14 protein-coding genes and 1 pseudogene are annotated in these 15,565 nt (G+C 49.9%); 8 read left to right on the top strand and 7 right to left on the bottom strand.

Translation table 11 applies throughout. From position 1 onward, the window contains the following. Nucleotides 1-1,922: ESPR-type extended signal peptide-containing protein (locus A31E_RS04365; protein WP_016249404.1), on the bottom strand; the 1,922-nt coding region annotated here is incomplete at its 3' end. Between the two features lie 43 nt (nt 1,923-1,965). Further along, the gene (locus A31E_RS26490; RefSeq protein ID WP_409197295.1) at nt 1,966-2,613 is read right to left on the bottom strand and encodes a SadB/YajI family lipoprotein; all 648 of its coding nucleotides are present in this window, start codon (nt 2,611-2,613) and stop codon (nt 1,966-1,968) included. On the opposite strand from A31E_RS26490, the gene A31E_RS26810 reads away from it, so the two are divergent. Beyond that, nucleotides 2,595-2,651, top strand: coding sequence for a lipoprotein (locus A31E_RS26810; RefSeq protein ID WP_225996959.1), 57 nt, complete (start codon nt 2,595-2,597; stop codon nt 2,649-2,651). The two genes, A31E_RS26490 and A31E_RS26810, sit on opposite strands and share 19 nt — an antisense overlap. Before the next feature lie 545 nt (nt 2,652-3,196). On the opposite strand, the gene A31E_RS04375 is transcribed toward A31E_RS26810, so the two are convergent. Next, on the bottom strand, nt 3,197-3,559 hold the full coding sequence (locus A31E_RS04375) for a YibL family ribosome-associated protein (RefSeq protein WP_000665670.1): 363 nt from the start codon (nt 3,557-3,559) through the stop codon (nt 3,197-3,199). Between the two features lie 267 nt (nt 3,560-3,826). Here A31E_RS04375 and yibT point away from each other — a divergent pair, with 267 nt between their 5' ends. Next, the gene (gene yibT / locus A31E_RS04380) at nt 3,827-4,039 is read left to right on the top strand and encodes a protein YibT (protein WP_010376448.1); all 213 of its coding nucleotides are present in this window, start codon (nt 3,827-3,829) and stop codon (nt 4,037-4,039) included. An 11-nt stretch (nt 4,040-4,050) separates the two neighbouring features. On the opposite strand, the gene mtlR is transcribed toward yibT, so the two are convergent. The 3 genes from mtlR to mtlA form a co-directional block, all read right to left on the bottom strand. Continuing rightward, a complete protein-coding gene (gene mtlR, locus A31E_RS04385; protein WP_000228285.1) occupies nt 4,051-4,638 on the bottom strand; it encodes a mannitol operon repressor MtlR in 588 nt (195 codons plus the stop codon). Beyond that, nucleotides 4,638-5,786: a mannitol-1-phosphate 5-dehydrogenase gene (mtlD, locus tag A31E_RS04390; protein ID WP_000645402.1), complete on the bottom strand. Its 1,149-nt coding sequence runs from the start codon at nt 5,784-5,786 to the stop codon at nt 4,638-4,640. The genes mtlR and mtlD overlap by 1 nt, the downstream gene beginning before the upstream one ends. 235 nt (nt 5,787-6,021) lie before the next feature. Then, the gene (gene mtlA / locus A31E_RS04395) at nt 6,022-7,935 is read right to left on the bottom strand and encodes a PTS mannitol transporter subunit IICBA (protein ID WP_000093278.1); all 1,914 of its coding nucleotides are present in this window, start codon (nt 7,933-7,935) and stop codon (nt 6,022-6,024) included. Between the two features lie 535 nt (nt 7,936-8,470). On the opposite strand from mtlA, the gene A31E_RS04400 reads away from it, so the two are divergent. After that, entirely contained in the window at nt 8,471-8,833 is a 363-nt protein-coding gene (locus tag A31E_RS04400) for a DUF3302 domain-containing protein (protein ID WP_016249402.1), read from the top strand. Nucleotides 8,834-8,835: 2 nt separating this feature from the next. Continuing rightward, on the top strand, nt 8,836-9,972 hold the full coding sequence (locus A31E_RS04405; RefSeq protein WP_001517476.1) for an HlyD family secretion protein: 1,137 nt from the start codon (nt 8,836-8,838) through the stop codon (nt 9,970-9,972). 153 nt (nt 9,973-10,125) lie between these two features. Here A31E_RS04405 and A31E_RS25880 read toward each other — a convergent pair. Further along, nucleotides 10,126-10,218: pseudogene (locus A31E_RS25880) on the bottom strand (AraC family transcriptional regulator); the annotation flags it as partial. Nucleotides 10,219-10,244: 26 nt separating this feature from the next. Here A31E_RS25880 and A31E_RS04410 point away from each other — a divergent pair. The 4 genes from A31E_RS04410 to selB all read left to right on the top strand — a co-directional run bounded on the left by A31E_RS04410 (nt 10,245) and on the right by selB (nt 15,506). Then, on the top strand, nt 10,245-11,420 hold the full coding sequence (locus A31E_RS04410; protein ID WP_001517477.1) for an autotransporter outer membrane beta-barrel domain-containing protein: 1,176 nt from the start codon (nt 10,245-10,247) through the stop codon (nt 11,418-11,420). 147 nt (nt 11,421-11,567) lie between these two features. Next, nucleotides 11,568-12,176: a glutathione S-transferase gene (locus A31E_RS04415; protein ID WP_001517478.1), complete on the top strand. Its 609-nt coding sequence runs from the start codon at nt 11,568-11,570 to the stop codon at nt 12,174-12,176. Nucleotides 12,177-12,273: 97 nt separating this feature from the next. Beyond that, entirely contained in the window at nt 12,274-13,665 is a 1,392-nt protein-coding gene (gene selA, locus A31E_RS04420) for an L-seryl-tRNA(Sec) selenium transferase (protein WP_016249401.1), read from the top strand. Continuing rightward, nucleotides 13,662-15,506: a selenocysteine-specific translation elongation factor gene (gene selB, locus A31E_RS04425; RefSeq protein WP_016249400.1), complete on the top strand. Its 1,845-nt coding sequence runs from the start codon at nt 13,662-13,664 to the stop codon at nt 15,504-15,506. Before selA ends, selB begins: the two co-directional genes overlap by 4 nt. Nucleotides 15,507-15,565: the final 59 nt, after the last annotated feature.

Genomic DNA, 15,565 nt, shown 5'->3' with positions numbered 1-15,565 from the left:
TCCGCGACATCATTGGTCAGGTTGGTGATGTTGGTGGTGTTGGTGGCAACGTTATCGTTTGTCGTTTTCAGTTGCGCGCCGTTGACGGCATCGGTACTGGTGCCTGACAGGTCACCGGCCATGACGTTGGTGATTTTGCTGGTGGTGTTAGTGCCGTGTTTGGCACTGAATGCCGTGCCATTCCACTGCAGGGCATCATCTTCCAGGCCCGTGATCGTGGTGTTGATATCCGCGACATCATTGGTCAGGTTGGTGATGTTGGTGGTGTTGGTGGTTACATTATCGTTGGTGGCTTTCAGTTGCGAGCCGTTGACGGCATCGGTACTGGTGCCAGACAGGTCACCGGCCATGACATTGGTGATTTTGCTGGTGGTGTTAGTGCCGTGTTTGGCGCTGAATGCCGTACCATTCCACTGCAGTGCATCATCTTCCAGACCCGTGATTGCGGTGTTGATATCCGCGACATCATCAGTCAGGTTGGTGATGTTGGTGGTGTTGGTGGTTACATTATCGTTGGTGGTTTTCAGTTGTGAACCGTTAATCGCATCTTTACTGGTGTCTGAAATCGTGCCATTTGCAACATCGGTAATTACACTGGTAGTTGAGCTACCATGAGCAGCGCTGTATTTGCTTCGGGTTTGGTCCCATTGCAGGGTGTTTTCATCAAGTACAGTAAGCGCGTCGCCAACGTTATTTTTGTTACCATTTTTTAAATTGTAGGCGGGAGCTTTAACTGTACCGTCGTCAACATTTACCGATGCGCCTCCACCAAGTCTTTTAGCTACCGAATCGCTGATCGCATAAAGCTGTGAACCATTAATGGCATCGTGACTGTCAGATTTGATCGTGCCATTTTTCACATTTACGATCTTGCGTTTTAATGAGTCATTGCCGACAGAAACACTATCGTCCAGATCTGCAATCGAACCAGCCCCCAGCGCGACGGCGTTAATTCCGTTGACACTGGTATTACTACCAAGTGCAATACTATTATCGCCAGTTACAACACTGGCATTACCTAAGGCAATAGAGCTTAAGCCGCTCGACTGGCTACCATTACCCAGAACGATAGCATCAGTGCCATTAGTTTTGCTGCCTTGACCTATGGTGATTGTGCTATCAGCCAGAGACTGGCTGCCGTTACCCAGTGCTATAGAATTAGCATTGTTGGCAAGGCTTCCGGGGCCCATCGCGATGCTATTCTCCCCTTTTGCATGCGCTTTATTACCAATAGCGGTGGCATTTTCAGCGGCTTCGCTCTCAGCACCCATAGCAATCGCGTTTGCTGCGCTGGTGAGTGCTTTTCTGCCAAATGCGAGGCTGTCATCTCCGGTGGCTTGAGTCTCCATACCTATTGCAAGGCTATATAATCCATTTGCATTAGATTTGTAGCCAACCGCAGTAGCGTAGTCGTTTATTGCGGACGATTCTCTTCCCACTACAATGGAAGCTTGACCAGTTGATGTAGTTCCCCCGCCGAGAGCCAAAGAAAATTGGCCACTGGCTGTTGCAGAGTTACCCATTGCTGTCGATCTGTCGCCTGATGCATTCGTGGCTAGTCCTAGAGCCAGAGCCCAATTCCCTGCAAAACTGTTATAGCCGATAGCTGTTGCTCCTGAAGCTAGCGCATTAGCCTTAGGACCAATTGCAATAGAAGATTTTTGAACTGCATCTGTTGATGCTTGAGAACCTTCACCAATTGCAATCCAAATATCACCTATCGAACCAGGTAATGTATCAACACCTGTACCCGCCTGATTTCCTGCGCTGGTCTCAAACGACGACAACAACCCACCGACAACTAACGCAGAAATTAACAGCTTACTGCGCCCGCTCTTCTTCCCACGGCTTTTTGCCGTTTCGCTGGCAACGCTATAACTGCCCGTCGCCGGGTTCCAGATAACTTTAAATATTTTGTTCATTATTGATGCTCTCTATTCCTTGATATAAGCGCAGAAGCCGCATTTATTTTTTGCTTTTTCTCTGTCGGGATTCCGCAGAGTGAAGGTCGTCGAACTGAAGGTTTGCCATATTGATGGCGAGTTTCAGGTATTTCATATTATTGGGAGATACGCCTTTCAGCGTCAGATTAATGTCTTGCCATTGACCTGGTAATAATTTCAGCGAGGAGTTCATTGAGGTACTGAAAAGTAATTGCTGCCATTTTGTTAAGTCTTTAGGATCGGCAGGTTTTTCATTGCCCCATGTAGCATGAAAGCCAATATTTGATACGGGAACGCTTAATAGGTTAACCAGCGAAATACGAATAACGCTGCCATTTTCAACCGCATCGACAGACAGTACCCGACCTGCTAAACCGACAGAGCCGTTATTTAAAATGAAGTATTGGGTTTGTGCTGGGTTAAATTCAGTGAAGATAAATTCGTCCTGTTTGTCTTTGACTGCCTTTACGATGCTGGCAAGAGTTTTGGTACTGCTTATGATGCTATTTTGTTGTTTTTCAATAATTTCAATTTTATTTTTATATTGTTCTTGCTGCTTTTTTAGAGTGTCTATTTGACCTTGTTGTAACGCTTGCTGTTTGGTGAACTCATCAATTGCGTTTACTTTTTCAGTATTGTCACACCCTGTTAATGCGCAGAGTGACGATATTGTTAACACTCTTAGTACTGCTTTCTTCATGTTCATAGGATGAATTCCTTTTCATAATCCTGATGCTTTGATAACTACGTTGTAGTTATTTTTTGTATGAATAATTTAATATTTCATATTCACAATAAAAATTTATGAGAGAGTTTTCGAATTAATGGGTGCTGAGAGTGTGTTATTAAATGTCAAACTATTTTAGTTTGTAGATACTAATAACCTAATCTCGCGAATTTTAATGACCGGTGTCAATTCATGTCAAATGTTTAACGGAGTTAAGGTGAGGAGGGTAAGAAGTTAATATTTGTATGGTAAATGTTTTGTGACGATAAACGTGACACTGGCTGGAAAACATAAATAATTAATCATTGGAATGTAAATAATCATACTTATTATTTATATATAGCTCTTTTATTACGCAGCATATTTTCAGAATTTGACTTGTGATGTTCATGCAGACAGTCGGACAAAATTGAACATGCAATGCTAAGAATGTTAATAATTTTTAGTATTTGAAAGGGGCTCCTGCATGTGCCAGCAGGAGCGAGTAAATCGTGAGAGGCTGTGATTACAGCGACCAGAAAGGAACTTAAAACGCGATCTTTGAGAACCCTGTCATCTCTTGCAGGCCCATTTCACGGCCCAGCTCGGTCATTGGGTGCACTACCACCAGCCCACGAACACTCTTCTTCAGTTTGCCCATGTCCGCTTGCTCTTTTTTAGTAATCGCACGCTGGAAAGGCATTTTCATCAGCTTTTGTGCTTCTTTGCTGAGTTTTTGGCTGTGAACGTCACGCAGACGAGCAATTTCAGCTTCCAGCGTGGCTTTCTCTTTTTCCAGTTCGGCATATTTGTCTGCGGCTTCAACCAGCGACAGGTCGGCCTGTTGGTGACGGATGGCGTCCAGGCGATCGCTAAGACGTTTAATTTCGTTTTTTTCGACTTCTTTCATGTGATGGCTTCTGATAAAGATAAATTTATAGTCCTAGTATGCGTGACGGGGTGCTTTGTTCACAACCGATGGTATTGTAATAGTTTTGCTGGGTAACCAATTTTGCGTTCAGAAAAGAATGTAATTTATTGATTAATAAAAAGTAATAAGCAAGCAAGGACAAACGTTGTAGATTTCGCACGTTTTCCTTAATGCCATTTTTACCGGGATCTAAACTAAAATTGGCGGCCGCGCATTCCCGGCGCGGGGTAATTCGGAGATATTATGATGGGCAAAATAGGTGAAAACGTTCCGCTTTTTATCGATAAAGCCGTAGATTTCATGGCATCTAGCCAGGCGTTCCGGGAGTATCTGAATAAACTTCCCCCTCGTAACGCGATCCCGTCCGATATACCTGAGGAAAGCGTGCCGTTATATCTCCAACGCCTGGAATATTATCGTCGGCTTTATCGACCGAAGCAGGTAGAGGGGCAGCAGTAAGCGAGCATTGCTTACTTTTGAAAGGCTTTTTTTAAGCTGATTTTGGAAATCAGCTCTGTCAGTGAAAGGACCATTGTTGATCGCACAGCTTGTTGATAGCGTTGAACTTGCATCGCGTACAAACTGGAGTCTGCTGGTTCAAACTGTGGCGGCGGTGGTAGCGCCGCCACGCAATGCAGTTCGCCAAATGGCCCAAGAATTTCATCATCGGTAAACGCGTACTCGTTGCCGTCGTGGTTCAGCTCTTCCCGCAGTGCCATCAACAGTTCCGCATCTTCGTATTCATGGCGACTGATTACGCCAAGCCCATAAATCAGCTTTAAGCGCACGGACAGATCGCCCAGCGGGCCATTGCCGTCGAGTAACGGTTCTACAGCATACTTCACCGCGTAATCGTCTTTGCGGAATACCTGAAGCACCAGAAGATTCACCGCCTCGGTCAGGAGATCGACGGCGGTAATCAGAAAGCTTCGCACGGTTTTGCCAGCATTCAGACGCTCAAGCACACGGTTTTCAAAGGCCTGGGTTTGTTCCATTGTTGCCTGCATATCTGACAATCTGTTATTCGGGCGCAGGGACCCCTGCGCCTGGTCCACCATTATTGCATTGCGTTATAAGCGGTTACCGCTTCTGTGACAACCTCGCTGTTGGCATCAAGCCCGGAAATCTGTGCCAGCGCAGCCTGCGGCCCTTTGTCGGCAATCAGCGCAGCCAGTTCCTGAGCCTGTGGATCTTCTTCACTGCGGAAGTGCATGGCGGCAGCAATACCCTGAATCAGGTTTTTGTGCGGTAAACCGTACTCCAGCGTACCCAGCAGCGGTTTTACCAGACGATCTCCGGCGCTCAGTTTACGCAGCGGCTGACGGCCTACACGCTCCACATCATCTTTCAGATACGGGTTTTCAAAACGGCCGAGGATTTTCTGGATATACGCAGCATGTTTATCAGCATCAAAACCGTAGCGCTTGATTAGCACCGCGCCGCTTTCTTCCATCGCACCTTTTACCACCGCACGGATTTTCTCATCGAGAATTGCGTCACGAATGGTCTGATGACCCGCCAGTTTTCCGAGGTACGCGGTTATAGCATGGCCCGTATTCAGGGTGAAGAGTTTACGCTCAACAAATGCCATCAGGTTGTCGGTTAGCTCCATACCTGGGATGTTTGGCAGCGCGCCTTTGAATTGAGTTTTATCGACAATCCATTCGCTGAAGGTTTCTACCGTCACTTCCAGCGGATCGTTGGTTGCAGAAGCAGAAGGCGGCACGATGCGGTCAACGGCGGAATCGACAAAGCCAACGTGTTCTTCAACCCACGCTTTTGCTTCTTCCGGCAGGGCATTCATTACATGGCCTTTCAACTGAGTGGTGCCGCGAACCATGTTTTCACACGCGATGATGTTCAGTGGGGATGCATTACCTTGTTCTTTGCGTTTCACCAGCCCTTTAGCAATCGCCGGAGCAATTCGTTCCAGCACGACCGGGCCAACGGCGGTAGTGACTAAATCGACCTGAGCGATTAAATCCACCACGTCATCACCAATACTGCTGACGGCATCAACGCCGGAAACGGTATCGACCTGCTCGGTTTCACCGACCACATGAACCTGGTAGCTATGACGGGCATTCAGGGCATCAAGTACCACCTGATTGACATCGGCAAATGTCAGTTGAATACCCGCATCAGCCAGCAGTTTACCGATAAAGCCACGACCGATGTTACCTGCGCCAAAATGTAATGCTTTCATAGTATTAACCTTCATCAATGTTTTTACCCGAGAGGGCTGGGGTGAGGCATTTCCCTCACCCAAACCCTCTCCATGAGGAGAGGGGCCGAGATATTGCCGGATGCGGCGTAAACGCTTTATCCGGCCTACAAGAACGAGCAAATTCAATAAATTGCACTTTGTTTTGTAGGCCTGATAAGCGTAGCGCATCAGGCAATTAGCCCCACCTTCTCCATGTGGAGAGGGTGGGAATGGGTTACTTACGACCAGCCAACAGTTCCAGCACTTCATCCACGCTGGTGGTGTGTGCCAGACGCTCAATGACGGACTCATCATCCAGCGCGTTGGTCAGGCTGGTGATAACCTGAATGTGCTCGTTGTTACGGGCAGCAATACCAATCACCAGACGGGCAATGTCATCTTCTTCTTCACCGAAGCGCACGCCTTCCGGGTACTGACAGAACACGACGCCAGTTTTCAGCACGCGATCTTTCGCTTCAACCGTACCGTGCGGCACGGCGATAGACTCACCCAGATAGGTCGGGGTCAGTTTTTCACGATCCAGCATTGCCTGTACGTATTCCGGCTCAACGTAACCGCCTTTCACCAGTTGTTCGCCAGCAAAGCGAATAGCTTCTTCTTTAGTTGCCGCTTTACGACCGAGGAAGATGTTCTCCGCGCCCAGTTTGAACAGGTTGGCGTTAGAATCGTCAAAGCTGTCTTTCAGGCTGTCTTTCACTTTCTCTTCGTTTTCAGTATGGCGCTGGGCAGCAACCAGACGTTCGGTCAGGCTGGTGTACAGGCCACTGTCGAGGAAGTTAGTCAGCGAAATATGCTGAGCCTGCGGAACCTGACGCATAGCGCGCTCGGTCAGATCACGGTGAGTGATGACGAGGTCCACATCTGGCGGCAGGTTATTGATCGCGCTGTTAGTGACGGAAATCTGTGACAGACCGGCATCCTGAATTTTCTTACGCAGCACACCTGCGCCCATTGCACTGGAACCCATACCAGCGTCACAGGCAACGATGATTTTACGCACGTGGCTCAGGTCGTTAGTCACATCACCAGCAGACAGCGGAGACGCGCCTTTAGCCTCAGCTTTCATGTCCTGCATACGGCGAGTTGCCGCTTCAATATCGTCTTCCTCTTTCACTTTGCTGGTTTTCAGCAGAATGGCAGAGACAACGAAGGAAACCGCCATTGCCGCACATACACCCGCGATGTTAGCGAAGTAAGCACCTTTTGGCGTCATCGCCAGTACCGCGAGGATAGAACCCGGAGATGCCGGAGAAACCAGACCACCGCCCAGAATAGTCAGCGTAAACACGCCAGTCATACCGCCGAGGATAACGGCGAGGATCAGACGCGGATTCATCAGCACATACGGGAAGTAGATTTCGTGGATACCGCCCAGGAAGTGGATGATTGCCGCACCGCCCGCAGACTGTTTAGCGCTACCACGACCAAAGAACATGTACGCCAGCAGAACGCCCATACCCGGACCCGGGTTTGCTTCAATCAGGAAGAAGATGGATTTGCCCATCTCATGGGACTGCTGAATACCCAGCGGCGAGAAGATACCGTGGTTAATGGCGTTGTTAAGGAACAGGATTTTCGCCGGTTCAACAAAGATAGACGCCAGCGGCAGCATGTCATGGACAACCATGAAGTTAACGCCCGCAGCCAGCATTTTAGACAGGGCTTCAACCAGCGGACCAATCCCCATGAATGCCAGAATCGCGAGGATCATCCCCATGATACCGGCAGAGAAGTTGTTCACCAGCATCTCAAAACCGGATTTGATCTTACCATCTACCCAGCGGTCGAAATGCTTAATGCACCAGCCGCCCAGCGGGCCTGCAATCATAGAACCGAGGAACATCGGCATATCTGCGCCGACGATAACGCCCATGGTGGTGATAGCACCGACCACGCCGCCACGTTCACCACCTACCAACTTACCACCGGTATAACCGATCAGCAGCGGCAGGAGATAAGTGATCATCGGCCCGACCAGCTTCGCCAGCGTTTCGTTCGGTAACCACCCTGTTGGAATAAATAACGCGGTGATGATACCCCACGCGATAAACGCGCCGATATTTGGCATCACCATGTTGCTGAGGAAACGACCAAAGCTTTGCACTTTGATCTTAATATCGGATGACATAAAAACACCCCTTCTTATGTTTGCTGTCGCGCAGGCTGGAAGCCCGAGGTTTTTTGTTAATGTGGCGGCAGAGGTAGCCGGACCTTGTAGATACTGCGAAATCTGGCACTGAATCGGTTAACTGTCCAGTCGACGGTCTTTTGTGTGATATCAATCACATAAATATAGGGGGTAGAGAGGTAATTGACGTGATATTCATCACAAAATACTTGTGTAAAAAAACAACAAGGCGGTGATTTTCGCTAAAAATGGCATTTAAATGTGAGGTTTGTCACGTTTTTTCTTTGATGGTTTGTTGAATCTTTGTGATCTAAATCACAAGATATTTTCTTAAGTCGTTCACCCGATGTGATCTACGGCATGTTCTGGCTCTGCCTTAAGGCCGCTATGTCACTGAGTAACTCATCACCGCTTAAAATTATTCTTCGGTGTGATGGCGAGAATCGCAAACCCGGATTATTGTCAAATAATCAGCCCGACGCCCATCTGGCTGCCAGCCCATAACAACTCTGATAAGCGTGAATCCGAGGCAGCTATGTTTCTAAACTATTTCGCGTTGGGAGTGCTGATTTTCGTCTTTCTGGTGATCTTTTATGGAATCATCGCGATACATGACATCCCCTATTTGATTGCCAAAAAACGCAACCATCCTCATGCCGACGCCATTCATACCGCAGGGTGGGTCAGCTTATTTACGCTCCACATTATCTGGCCGTTCCTGTGGATCTGGGCGACGCTCTACCAGCCAGAGCGCGGCTGGGGCATGCAGTCGCATGCTACGCCGCAAGAGAGGGCGCCTGACCCAGAAATTGCCGCGCTTTCTGACCGTATCTCCCGGCTGGAGCAGCAACTCGCTGCTGAGAAAAAACCTGACTACTCCACGTTTCCGGAGATCTAATCATGGATCTGTTGATTGTCTTAACTTACGTGGCGCTGGCATGGGCGATATTTAAAATCTTCCGTATTCCGGTGAATCAGTGGACGCTGGCGACGGCGGCGCTCGGTGGCGTGTTTCTGGTGAGTGGTTTGATTTTATTGATGAACTATAACCATCCCTACACCTTTATGGCGCAAAAGGCGGTGATTGCCATCCCCATCACGCCCCAGGTCACAGGGATTGTTACTGAAGTCACGGACAAAAATAATCAGCTTATTCAAAAGGGCGAGGTGCTTTTTAAGCTCGACCCGGTGCGTTATCAGGCGCGGGTAGACCGACTTCAGGCCGACCTGATGACGGCGACACATAATATTAAGACGCTGCAAGCGCAGCTCACTGAAGCGCAGGCTAACACCACTCAGGTTTCAGCGGAGCGCGACCGGCTGTTTAAAAATTATCAACGTTACCTGAAAGGTAGCCAGGCGGCGGTGAATCCGTTTTCGGAACGTGACATCGACGACGCGCGGCAAAATTTTCTCGCCCAGGATGCGCTGGTGAAAGGTTCCGTGGCGGAGCAGGCGCAGATCCAGAGCCAACTCGACAGCATGGTCAACGGCGAGCAGTCGCAGATTGTCAGCTTAAGGGCGCAACTTACCGAAGCGAAATATAACCTTGAGCAGACCATTATTCGTGCACCGAGCAATGGCTATGTTACTCAGGTGCTAATCCGTCCAGGCACTTACGCGGCAGCTTTGCCGCTGCGTCCGGTGATGGTCTTTATCCCTGAGCAAAAACGGCAAATTGTCGCCCAGTTCCGGCAAAACTCGCTGTTGCGTCTGAAACCCGGCGATGATGCGGAAGTGGTATTTAACGCGCTGCCGGGGCAGGTATTCCACGGCAAACTGACCAGTATCTTGCCGGTGGTGCCTGGAGGTTCGTACCAGGCGCAGGGGGTACTGCAATCATTAACGGTCGTGCCTGGAACTGACGGTGTGCTGGGAACCATCGAACTGGACCCTAACGCTGATATCGATGCTTTACCTGATGGTATCTACGCCCAGGTGGCGGTTTACTCCGACCATTTCAGCCATGTTTCAGTGATGCGTAAGGTGCTGCTGAGAATGACCAGTTGGATGCATTATCTTTATTTGGATCATTGAATGTTGGGTATTGAGTCGCATAAATGTGGTTGAGAGCTAAAAAAGTTGCAAATACAGGACATGAGTATTCGCTGTTCGGCCTGCGAAACTCGTGTCCTTTTTGTCTAGTCCACTGAGCATATAAACGCTCCCCTGATACCAGAAAGTGGACATTTAATTTTTTCTTTTTACCTTGAGAGAAAACTGTTTCGGTGTAATACCAAAGTAACTTTTGAAGTTTCGAATGAAATAAGATGTGCTTGTATATCTGTAAATAGACCCGTTTTAGTTCCATGCATTTTTTGAGAGTCCGGCTAAATATTACGGTTGTTGATAAGTTAATCGCAGAGAACAATATTCTGTATGTGAAACCGACTAAACCGCTTAACGAAATGTCTGTCGGTGATATTCCGTTGATCACGGCAGAAAATGGAACCAACAATACCCAGGCGTTTAAAACTGTGACTCAACAAATGGGTTTTCACTCAATGACCCCTGATATTGAGGTGGTAAATACTGACAGTGCCACACAGTGGCGTCTGAAAGGATTCGATGTTCAGCGTAATAATGCTGCACTCAGTGAAAGTCAGCGCTTTATGGATATCCGGTACAGAAACTTCCTATCTGAGGTGAATAACCTTAACCGACGTATGGGTGATCTACGCGATACCCAAGGAGAAGCCGGTGCCTGGGCACGGTTTATGACCACTTCTGGTTCAGGTGAGGGGGGATTCTCTGATCGTCACATGCATCTGCAAATTGGTGCCGACAAAAAACATCACTTTGATGGAGGCGATCTTTTTACAGGTATCATGATGACTGTTACTGACAGCAAAGCCAGTGGCGAAAGTTACCAGGGGAAAACCCGCTCTGTAGGCGGCGGTTTATACGCATCCACCCTGTTTGATTCAGGATTGTATATTGATGTGGTCGGAAAATATGTCCACCATCGTGACGATTACACAATGCAAACATTAGGGCTTGGTAAGGCAGACGATACTGCCCACTCCTGGTATTTAGGCGCAGAAACCGGCTGGCGCTATCAGTGGAAGCCTGATGTCTTTATTGAACCGCAGGTTGAACTGGTCTACGGCACGTTGTCAGGCAATACCTTTAACTGGCAATACAACGGCATGGATATCAGCATGAAGCGTAAAACGGCAAACCCCCTGATTGGCCGTACTGGTGTGGAATTCGGAAAAACGCTGGATGGTCACGACTGGCAGGTTACAGCGAAGGCAGGTTTAAGTTATCAGTTTGACCTGCGGAATTCTGGCACCACTACGTATCGTGATTTTGCTGGTGAGTCCACCGTGTACAACGGTAAAGATGGTCGTATGTTAGCCAACATTGGGATTGATACGCGTATTAAAGACAATACCCGTATCGGCCTGACCGTTGAGAAATCAGCATTTGGTAAGTACAACGTCGATAATGCTATCAATGCGAATATCCGCTATTCATTCTGATATTTAAAAAGATCGTTTCATTTACAAGGCCCGGTATGTGTACGTATCGGGCCATCTTGTGTTTGTCATCACGCTCATATCAATAACATCTGCCCTTTTTTTTAACCCTGGGTCATACTCATATTTTGTTAACAAAAAGGAAACATAATGAAACTCATCGGTAGCTACACCAGCCCGTTTGTACGCAAACTTTCTATTCTGTTGTTAGAAAAGGGCATTACTTTCGAATTTATCAATGAACTGCCCTATAACGTAGATAACGGCGTGGCGAAATTTAACCCGTTAGGGAAAGTGCCGGTGCTGGTGACCGAAGAGGGCGAATGCTGGTTTGATTCGCCAATCATTGCCGAATATATCGAATTAATGAACGTTGCTCCGGCGATGCTGCCGCGCGATCCGCTAGAGTCGTTGCGAGTGCGTAAGATTGAGGCGTTGGCAGATGGCATTATGGATGCCGGGCTGGCTTCGGTGCGTGAGCAGGCGCGCCCGGCGGCGCAGCAGTCTGAAGATGAGCTGTTACGCCAGCGGGAGAAAATCAACCGCAGTCTGGATGTGCTGGAAGGATATCTGGTCGATGGCACGCTCAAAACCGATACGGTCAATCTGGCGACTATCGCTATTGCCTGTGCCGTCGGGTATCTCAATTTCCGCCGCGTTGCGCCGGGCTGGTGTGTGGACCGCCCACACTTAGTCAAACTGGTCGAGAATCTCTTTAGCCGCGAAAGCTTCGCTCGCACCGAACCGCCAAAGGCTTGATGCGCGATATGTCCTCCAGACACTTCTCACGTTACAATCTGCGGTTATGTTAAACGCCCTTCTCCGTGTGAGAGGGCCTTGATGAGCCTGGTTTCCTATGACAACCGAAACGCGTTCCCTCTATAGTCAGCTTCCCGCTATTGATCGCTTATTGCGTGATAGTTCCTTCCTTTCTTTACGTGATACTTATGGCCACACTCGCGTGGTGGAGTTGCTGCGTCAGATGCTTGACGAAGCGCGAGAAGTAATTCGCGACAGTCAGACGCTACCCGCGTGGTGTGAGAACTGGGCGCAAGAAGTCAATGCCCGACTGGCGAAAGAGGCGCAGAGCGCGCTGCGTCCGGTGATCAACCTGACGGGAACGGTGCTGCATACTAATCTTGGTCGGGCATTGCAGGCGGAAGCGGCGGTGGAAGCTGTTGCGCAAGTTATGCGTTCACCGGTGACGCTGGAATATGATCTGGATGACGCCGGGCGTGGGCATCGCGATCGCGCGCTGGCACAGTTGTTGTGCCGCCTTACTGGCGCGGAAGATGCCTGCATCGTCAATAACAATGCGGCGGCGGTGCTGTTAATGCTGGCAGCAACTGCCAGCGGCAAAGAGGTGGTGGTTTCTCGCGGTGAACTGGTGGAGATTGGTGGCTCGTTTCGTATCCCTGACGTAATGCGTCAGGCAGGCTGTACCCTGCATGAAGTAGGAACCACCAACCGTACCCACGCTAATGATTATCGTCAGGCGGTGAATGAAAATACCGCGCTGTTGATGAAGGTGCATACCAGTAACTACAGCATTCAGGGGTTCACCAAAGCGGTAGACGAAGCGGAGTTGGTGGTGCTCGGTAGAGAGCTGGATGTTCCAGTAGTGGCTGATTTAGGCAGCGGTTCGCTGGTCGATCTTAGCCAGTACGGTTTGCCGAAAGAGCCGATGCCGCAGGAGTTGATTGCCGCGGGCGTCAGCCTCGTGAGCTTCTCCGGCGACAAGCTGTTAGGCGGGCCACAGGCAGGGATTATCGTCGGTAAAAAAGAGATGATCGCCCGGCTGCAAAGTCACCCGCTGAAGCGTGCATTACGCGCAGATAAAATGACCCTCGCGGCGCTGGAAGCCACGCTGCGTCTTTATTTACACCCTGAGGCTCTGACAGAAAAATTACCGACCCTGCGTCTGCTTACCCGCAGCGCAGAGGTCATTCAAATCCAGGCGCAACGTTTACAGGCTCCCCTTGCCGCACATTACGGCGCGGAGTTTGCGGTACAAGTTATGCCATGCTTGTCGCAGATCGGCAGTGGTTCGCTGCCTGTTGATCGCCTGCCGAGCGCGGCATTAACGTTTACACCTCATGATGGACGCGGTAGCCACCTTGAGGCATTAGCCGCCCGCTGGCGTGAATTGCCGGTGCCAGTGATTGGCCGCATTTACGACGGGCGTCTGTGGCTGGATTTACGCTGCCTTGAAGATGAGCAACGGTTTTTGGAGATGTTGTTGAAATGATTATTGCGACTGCCGGACACGTTGACCACGGCAAAACGACATTATTACAGGCGATTACTGGCGTAAATGCCGACCGTCTGCCGGAAGAAAAAAAGCGCGGTATGACCATCGATCTCGGCTATGCCTACTGGCCGCAGCCGGATGGACGCGTTCCTGGATTTATTGATGTTCCCGGCCATGAAAAGTTTCTTTCCAACATGCTGGCGGGCGTTGGTGGTATCGATCATGCGCTGTTAGTGGTGGCGTGCGATGACGGCGTGATGGCACAGACCCGTGAGCATCTGGCGATTTTGCAGCTTACCGGTAACCCGATGCTGACGGTCGCGCTGACCAAAGCCGATCGCGTGGACGAAGCGCGCGTTGATGAGGTTGAACGCCAGGTAAAGGAGGTGCTGCGGAAATACGGTTTTGCTGAGGCAAAACTGTTTGTCACCGCAGCGACAGAAGGAAGGGGAATTGATGCTCTGCGCGAACATCTGCTTCAGTTGCCGGAACGTGAACACGCCAGTCAGCACAGTTTCCGCCTCGCTATCGACCGTGCTTTTACCGTAAAAGGTGCCGGGCTGGTGGTGACGGGTACGGCGTTAAGTGGGGAAGTGAATGTTGGCGATTCATTATGGTTGACGGGGGTAAATAAACCGATGCGCGTGCGTGCTCTCCATGCGCAAAATCAACCAACAGAAACCGCCCATGCCGGGCAGCGTATTGCGCTTAATATCGCCGGTGATGCGGAGAAAGAACAGATTAATCGAGGCGACTGGCTGCTGGCAGATGTGCCGCCAGATCCGTTCACGCGGGTGATTGTCGAGCTTCAAACCCATACGCCGCTGACCCAGTGGCAGCCGCTGCATATTCACCACGCCGCCAGCCACGTTACGGGGCGTGTTTCGCTGTTGGAAGATAACCTTGCCGAACTGGTGTTCGACACGCCGCTGTGGTTGGCGGATAACGATCGCTTAGTGCTACGCGATATCTCGGCCCGCAACACGCTGGCGGGTGCCCGCGTGGTGATGCTCAACCCGCCGCGCCGCGGTAAACGTAAGCCGGAATATCTGCAATGGCTGGCGTCACTGGCACGGGTGCAGAATGATACCGAAGCGCTGGCTGTTCACCTGGAGCGCGGTGCGGTGAATCTCGCGGATTTTGCATGGGCGCGTCAGCTCAACGGCGAAGGGATGCGCGAATTGCTGCAACAGCCGGGCTATATTCAGGCCGGTTATAGCTTGCTGAATGCACCGGTTGCTGCTCGCTGGCAGCGTAAAATTCTCGACACATTAGCGGCTTATCATGAACAGCATCGCGACGAACCAGGGCCGGGACGCGAACGTCTGCGGCGCATGGCGTTGCCGATGGAAGATGAAGCCCTGGTACTGTTGCTGATTGAAAAGATGCGCGAAAGCGGCGAGATCCACAGCCATCACGGCTGGCTGCATCTGCCGGATCACAAAGCCGGATTTAGCGAAGAGCAGCAGGCTATCTGGCAAAAAGTGGAACCGCTGTTTGGCGACGAGCCGTGGTGGGTACGCGACCTGGCAAAAGAGACGGGGACCGACGAGCAGGCAATGCGCCTGACGCTGCGCCAGGCGGCACAGCAGGGGATAATTACGGCGATCGTCAAAGATCGTTATTATCGCAATGATCGAATTGTCGAGTTTGCCAATATGATCCGTGATCTCGATCAGGAGTGTGGCTCGACCTGCGCGGCGGATTTCCGCGATCGCTTAGGCGTTGGCCGAAAACTGGCGATTCAAATTCTGGAATATTTTGACCGGATTGGCTTTACGCGTCGCCGTGGAAATGATCATTTATTACGTGACGCATTATTATTTCCCGAAAAATAAGGAAATGATTAATTCATAATAAATATGAATTAATACAAAATTCTTATTAATATTAAGGA

Source organism: Escherichia sp. KTE159 (assembly GCF_000408805.1).
GTDB lineage: Bacteria > Pseudomonadota > Gammaproteobacteria > Enterobacterales > Enterobacteriaceae > Escherichia > Escherichia marmotae.
This window is presented reverse-complemented; position numbering and strand designations above follow the sequence as displayed.

Bases quoted from the DNA above. Each gene is read 5' to 3' on its own strand.
- A31E_RS04375 (WP_000665670.1), bottom strand. From the start codon at position 3,559: ATGAAAGAAGTCGAAAAAAACGAAATTAAACGTCTTAGCGATCGCCTG.
- yibT (WP_010376448.1), top strand. From the start codon at position 3,827: ATGGGCAAAATAGGTGAAAACGTTCCGCTTTTTATCGATAAAGCCGTA.
- mtlR (WP_000228285.1), bottom strand. From the start codon at position 4,638: ATGGTGGACCAGGCGCAGGGGTCCCTGCGCCCGAATAACAGATTGTCA.
- mtlD (WP_000645402.1), bottom strand. From the start codon at position 5,786: ATGAAAGCATTACATTTTGGCGCAGGTAACATCGGTCGTGGCTTTATC.
- mtlA (WP_000093278.1), bottom strand. From the start codon at position 7,935: ATGTCATCCGATATTAAGATCAAAGTGCAAAGCTTTGGTCGTTTCCTC.
- A31E_RS04400 (WP_016249402.1), top strand. From the start codon at position 8,471: ATGTTTCTAAACTATTTCGCGTTGGGAGTGCTGATTTTCGTCTTTCTG.
- A31E_RS04405 (WP_001517476.1), top strand. From the start codon at position 8,836: ATGGATCTGTTGATTGTCTTAACTTACGTGGCGCTGGCATGGGCGATA.
- A31E_RS04410 (WP_001517477.1), top strand. From the start codon at position 10,245: ATGCATTTTTTGAGAGTCCGGCTAAATATTACGGTTGTTGATAAGTTA.
- A31E_RS04415 (WP_001517478.1), top strand. From the start codon at position 11,568: ATGAAACTCATCGGTAGCTACACCAGCCCGTTTGTACGCAAACTTTCT.
- selA (WP_016249401.1), top strand. From the start codon at position 12,274: ATGACAACCGAAACGCGTTCCCTCTATAGTCAGCTTCCCGCTATTGAT.
- selB (WP_016249400.1), top strand. From the start codon at position 13,662: ATGATTATTGCGACTGCCGGACACGTTGACCACGGCAAAACGACATTA.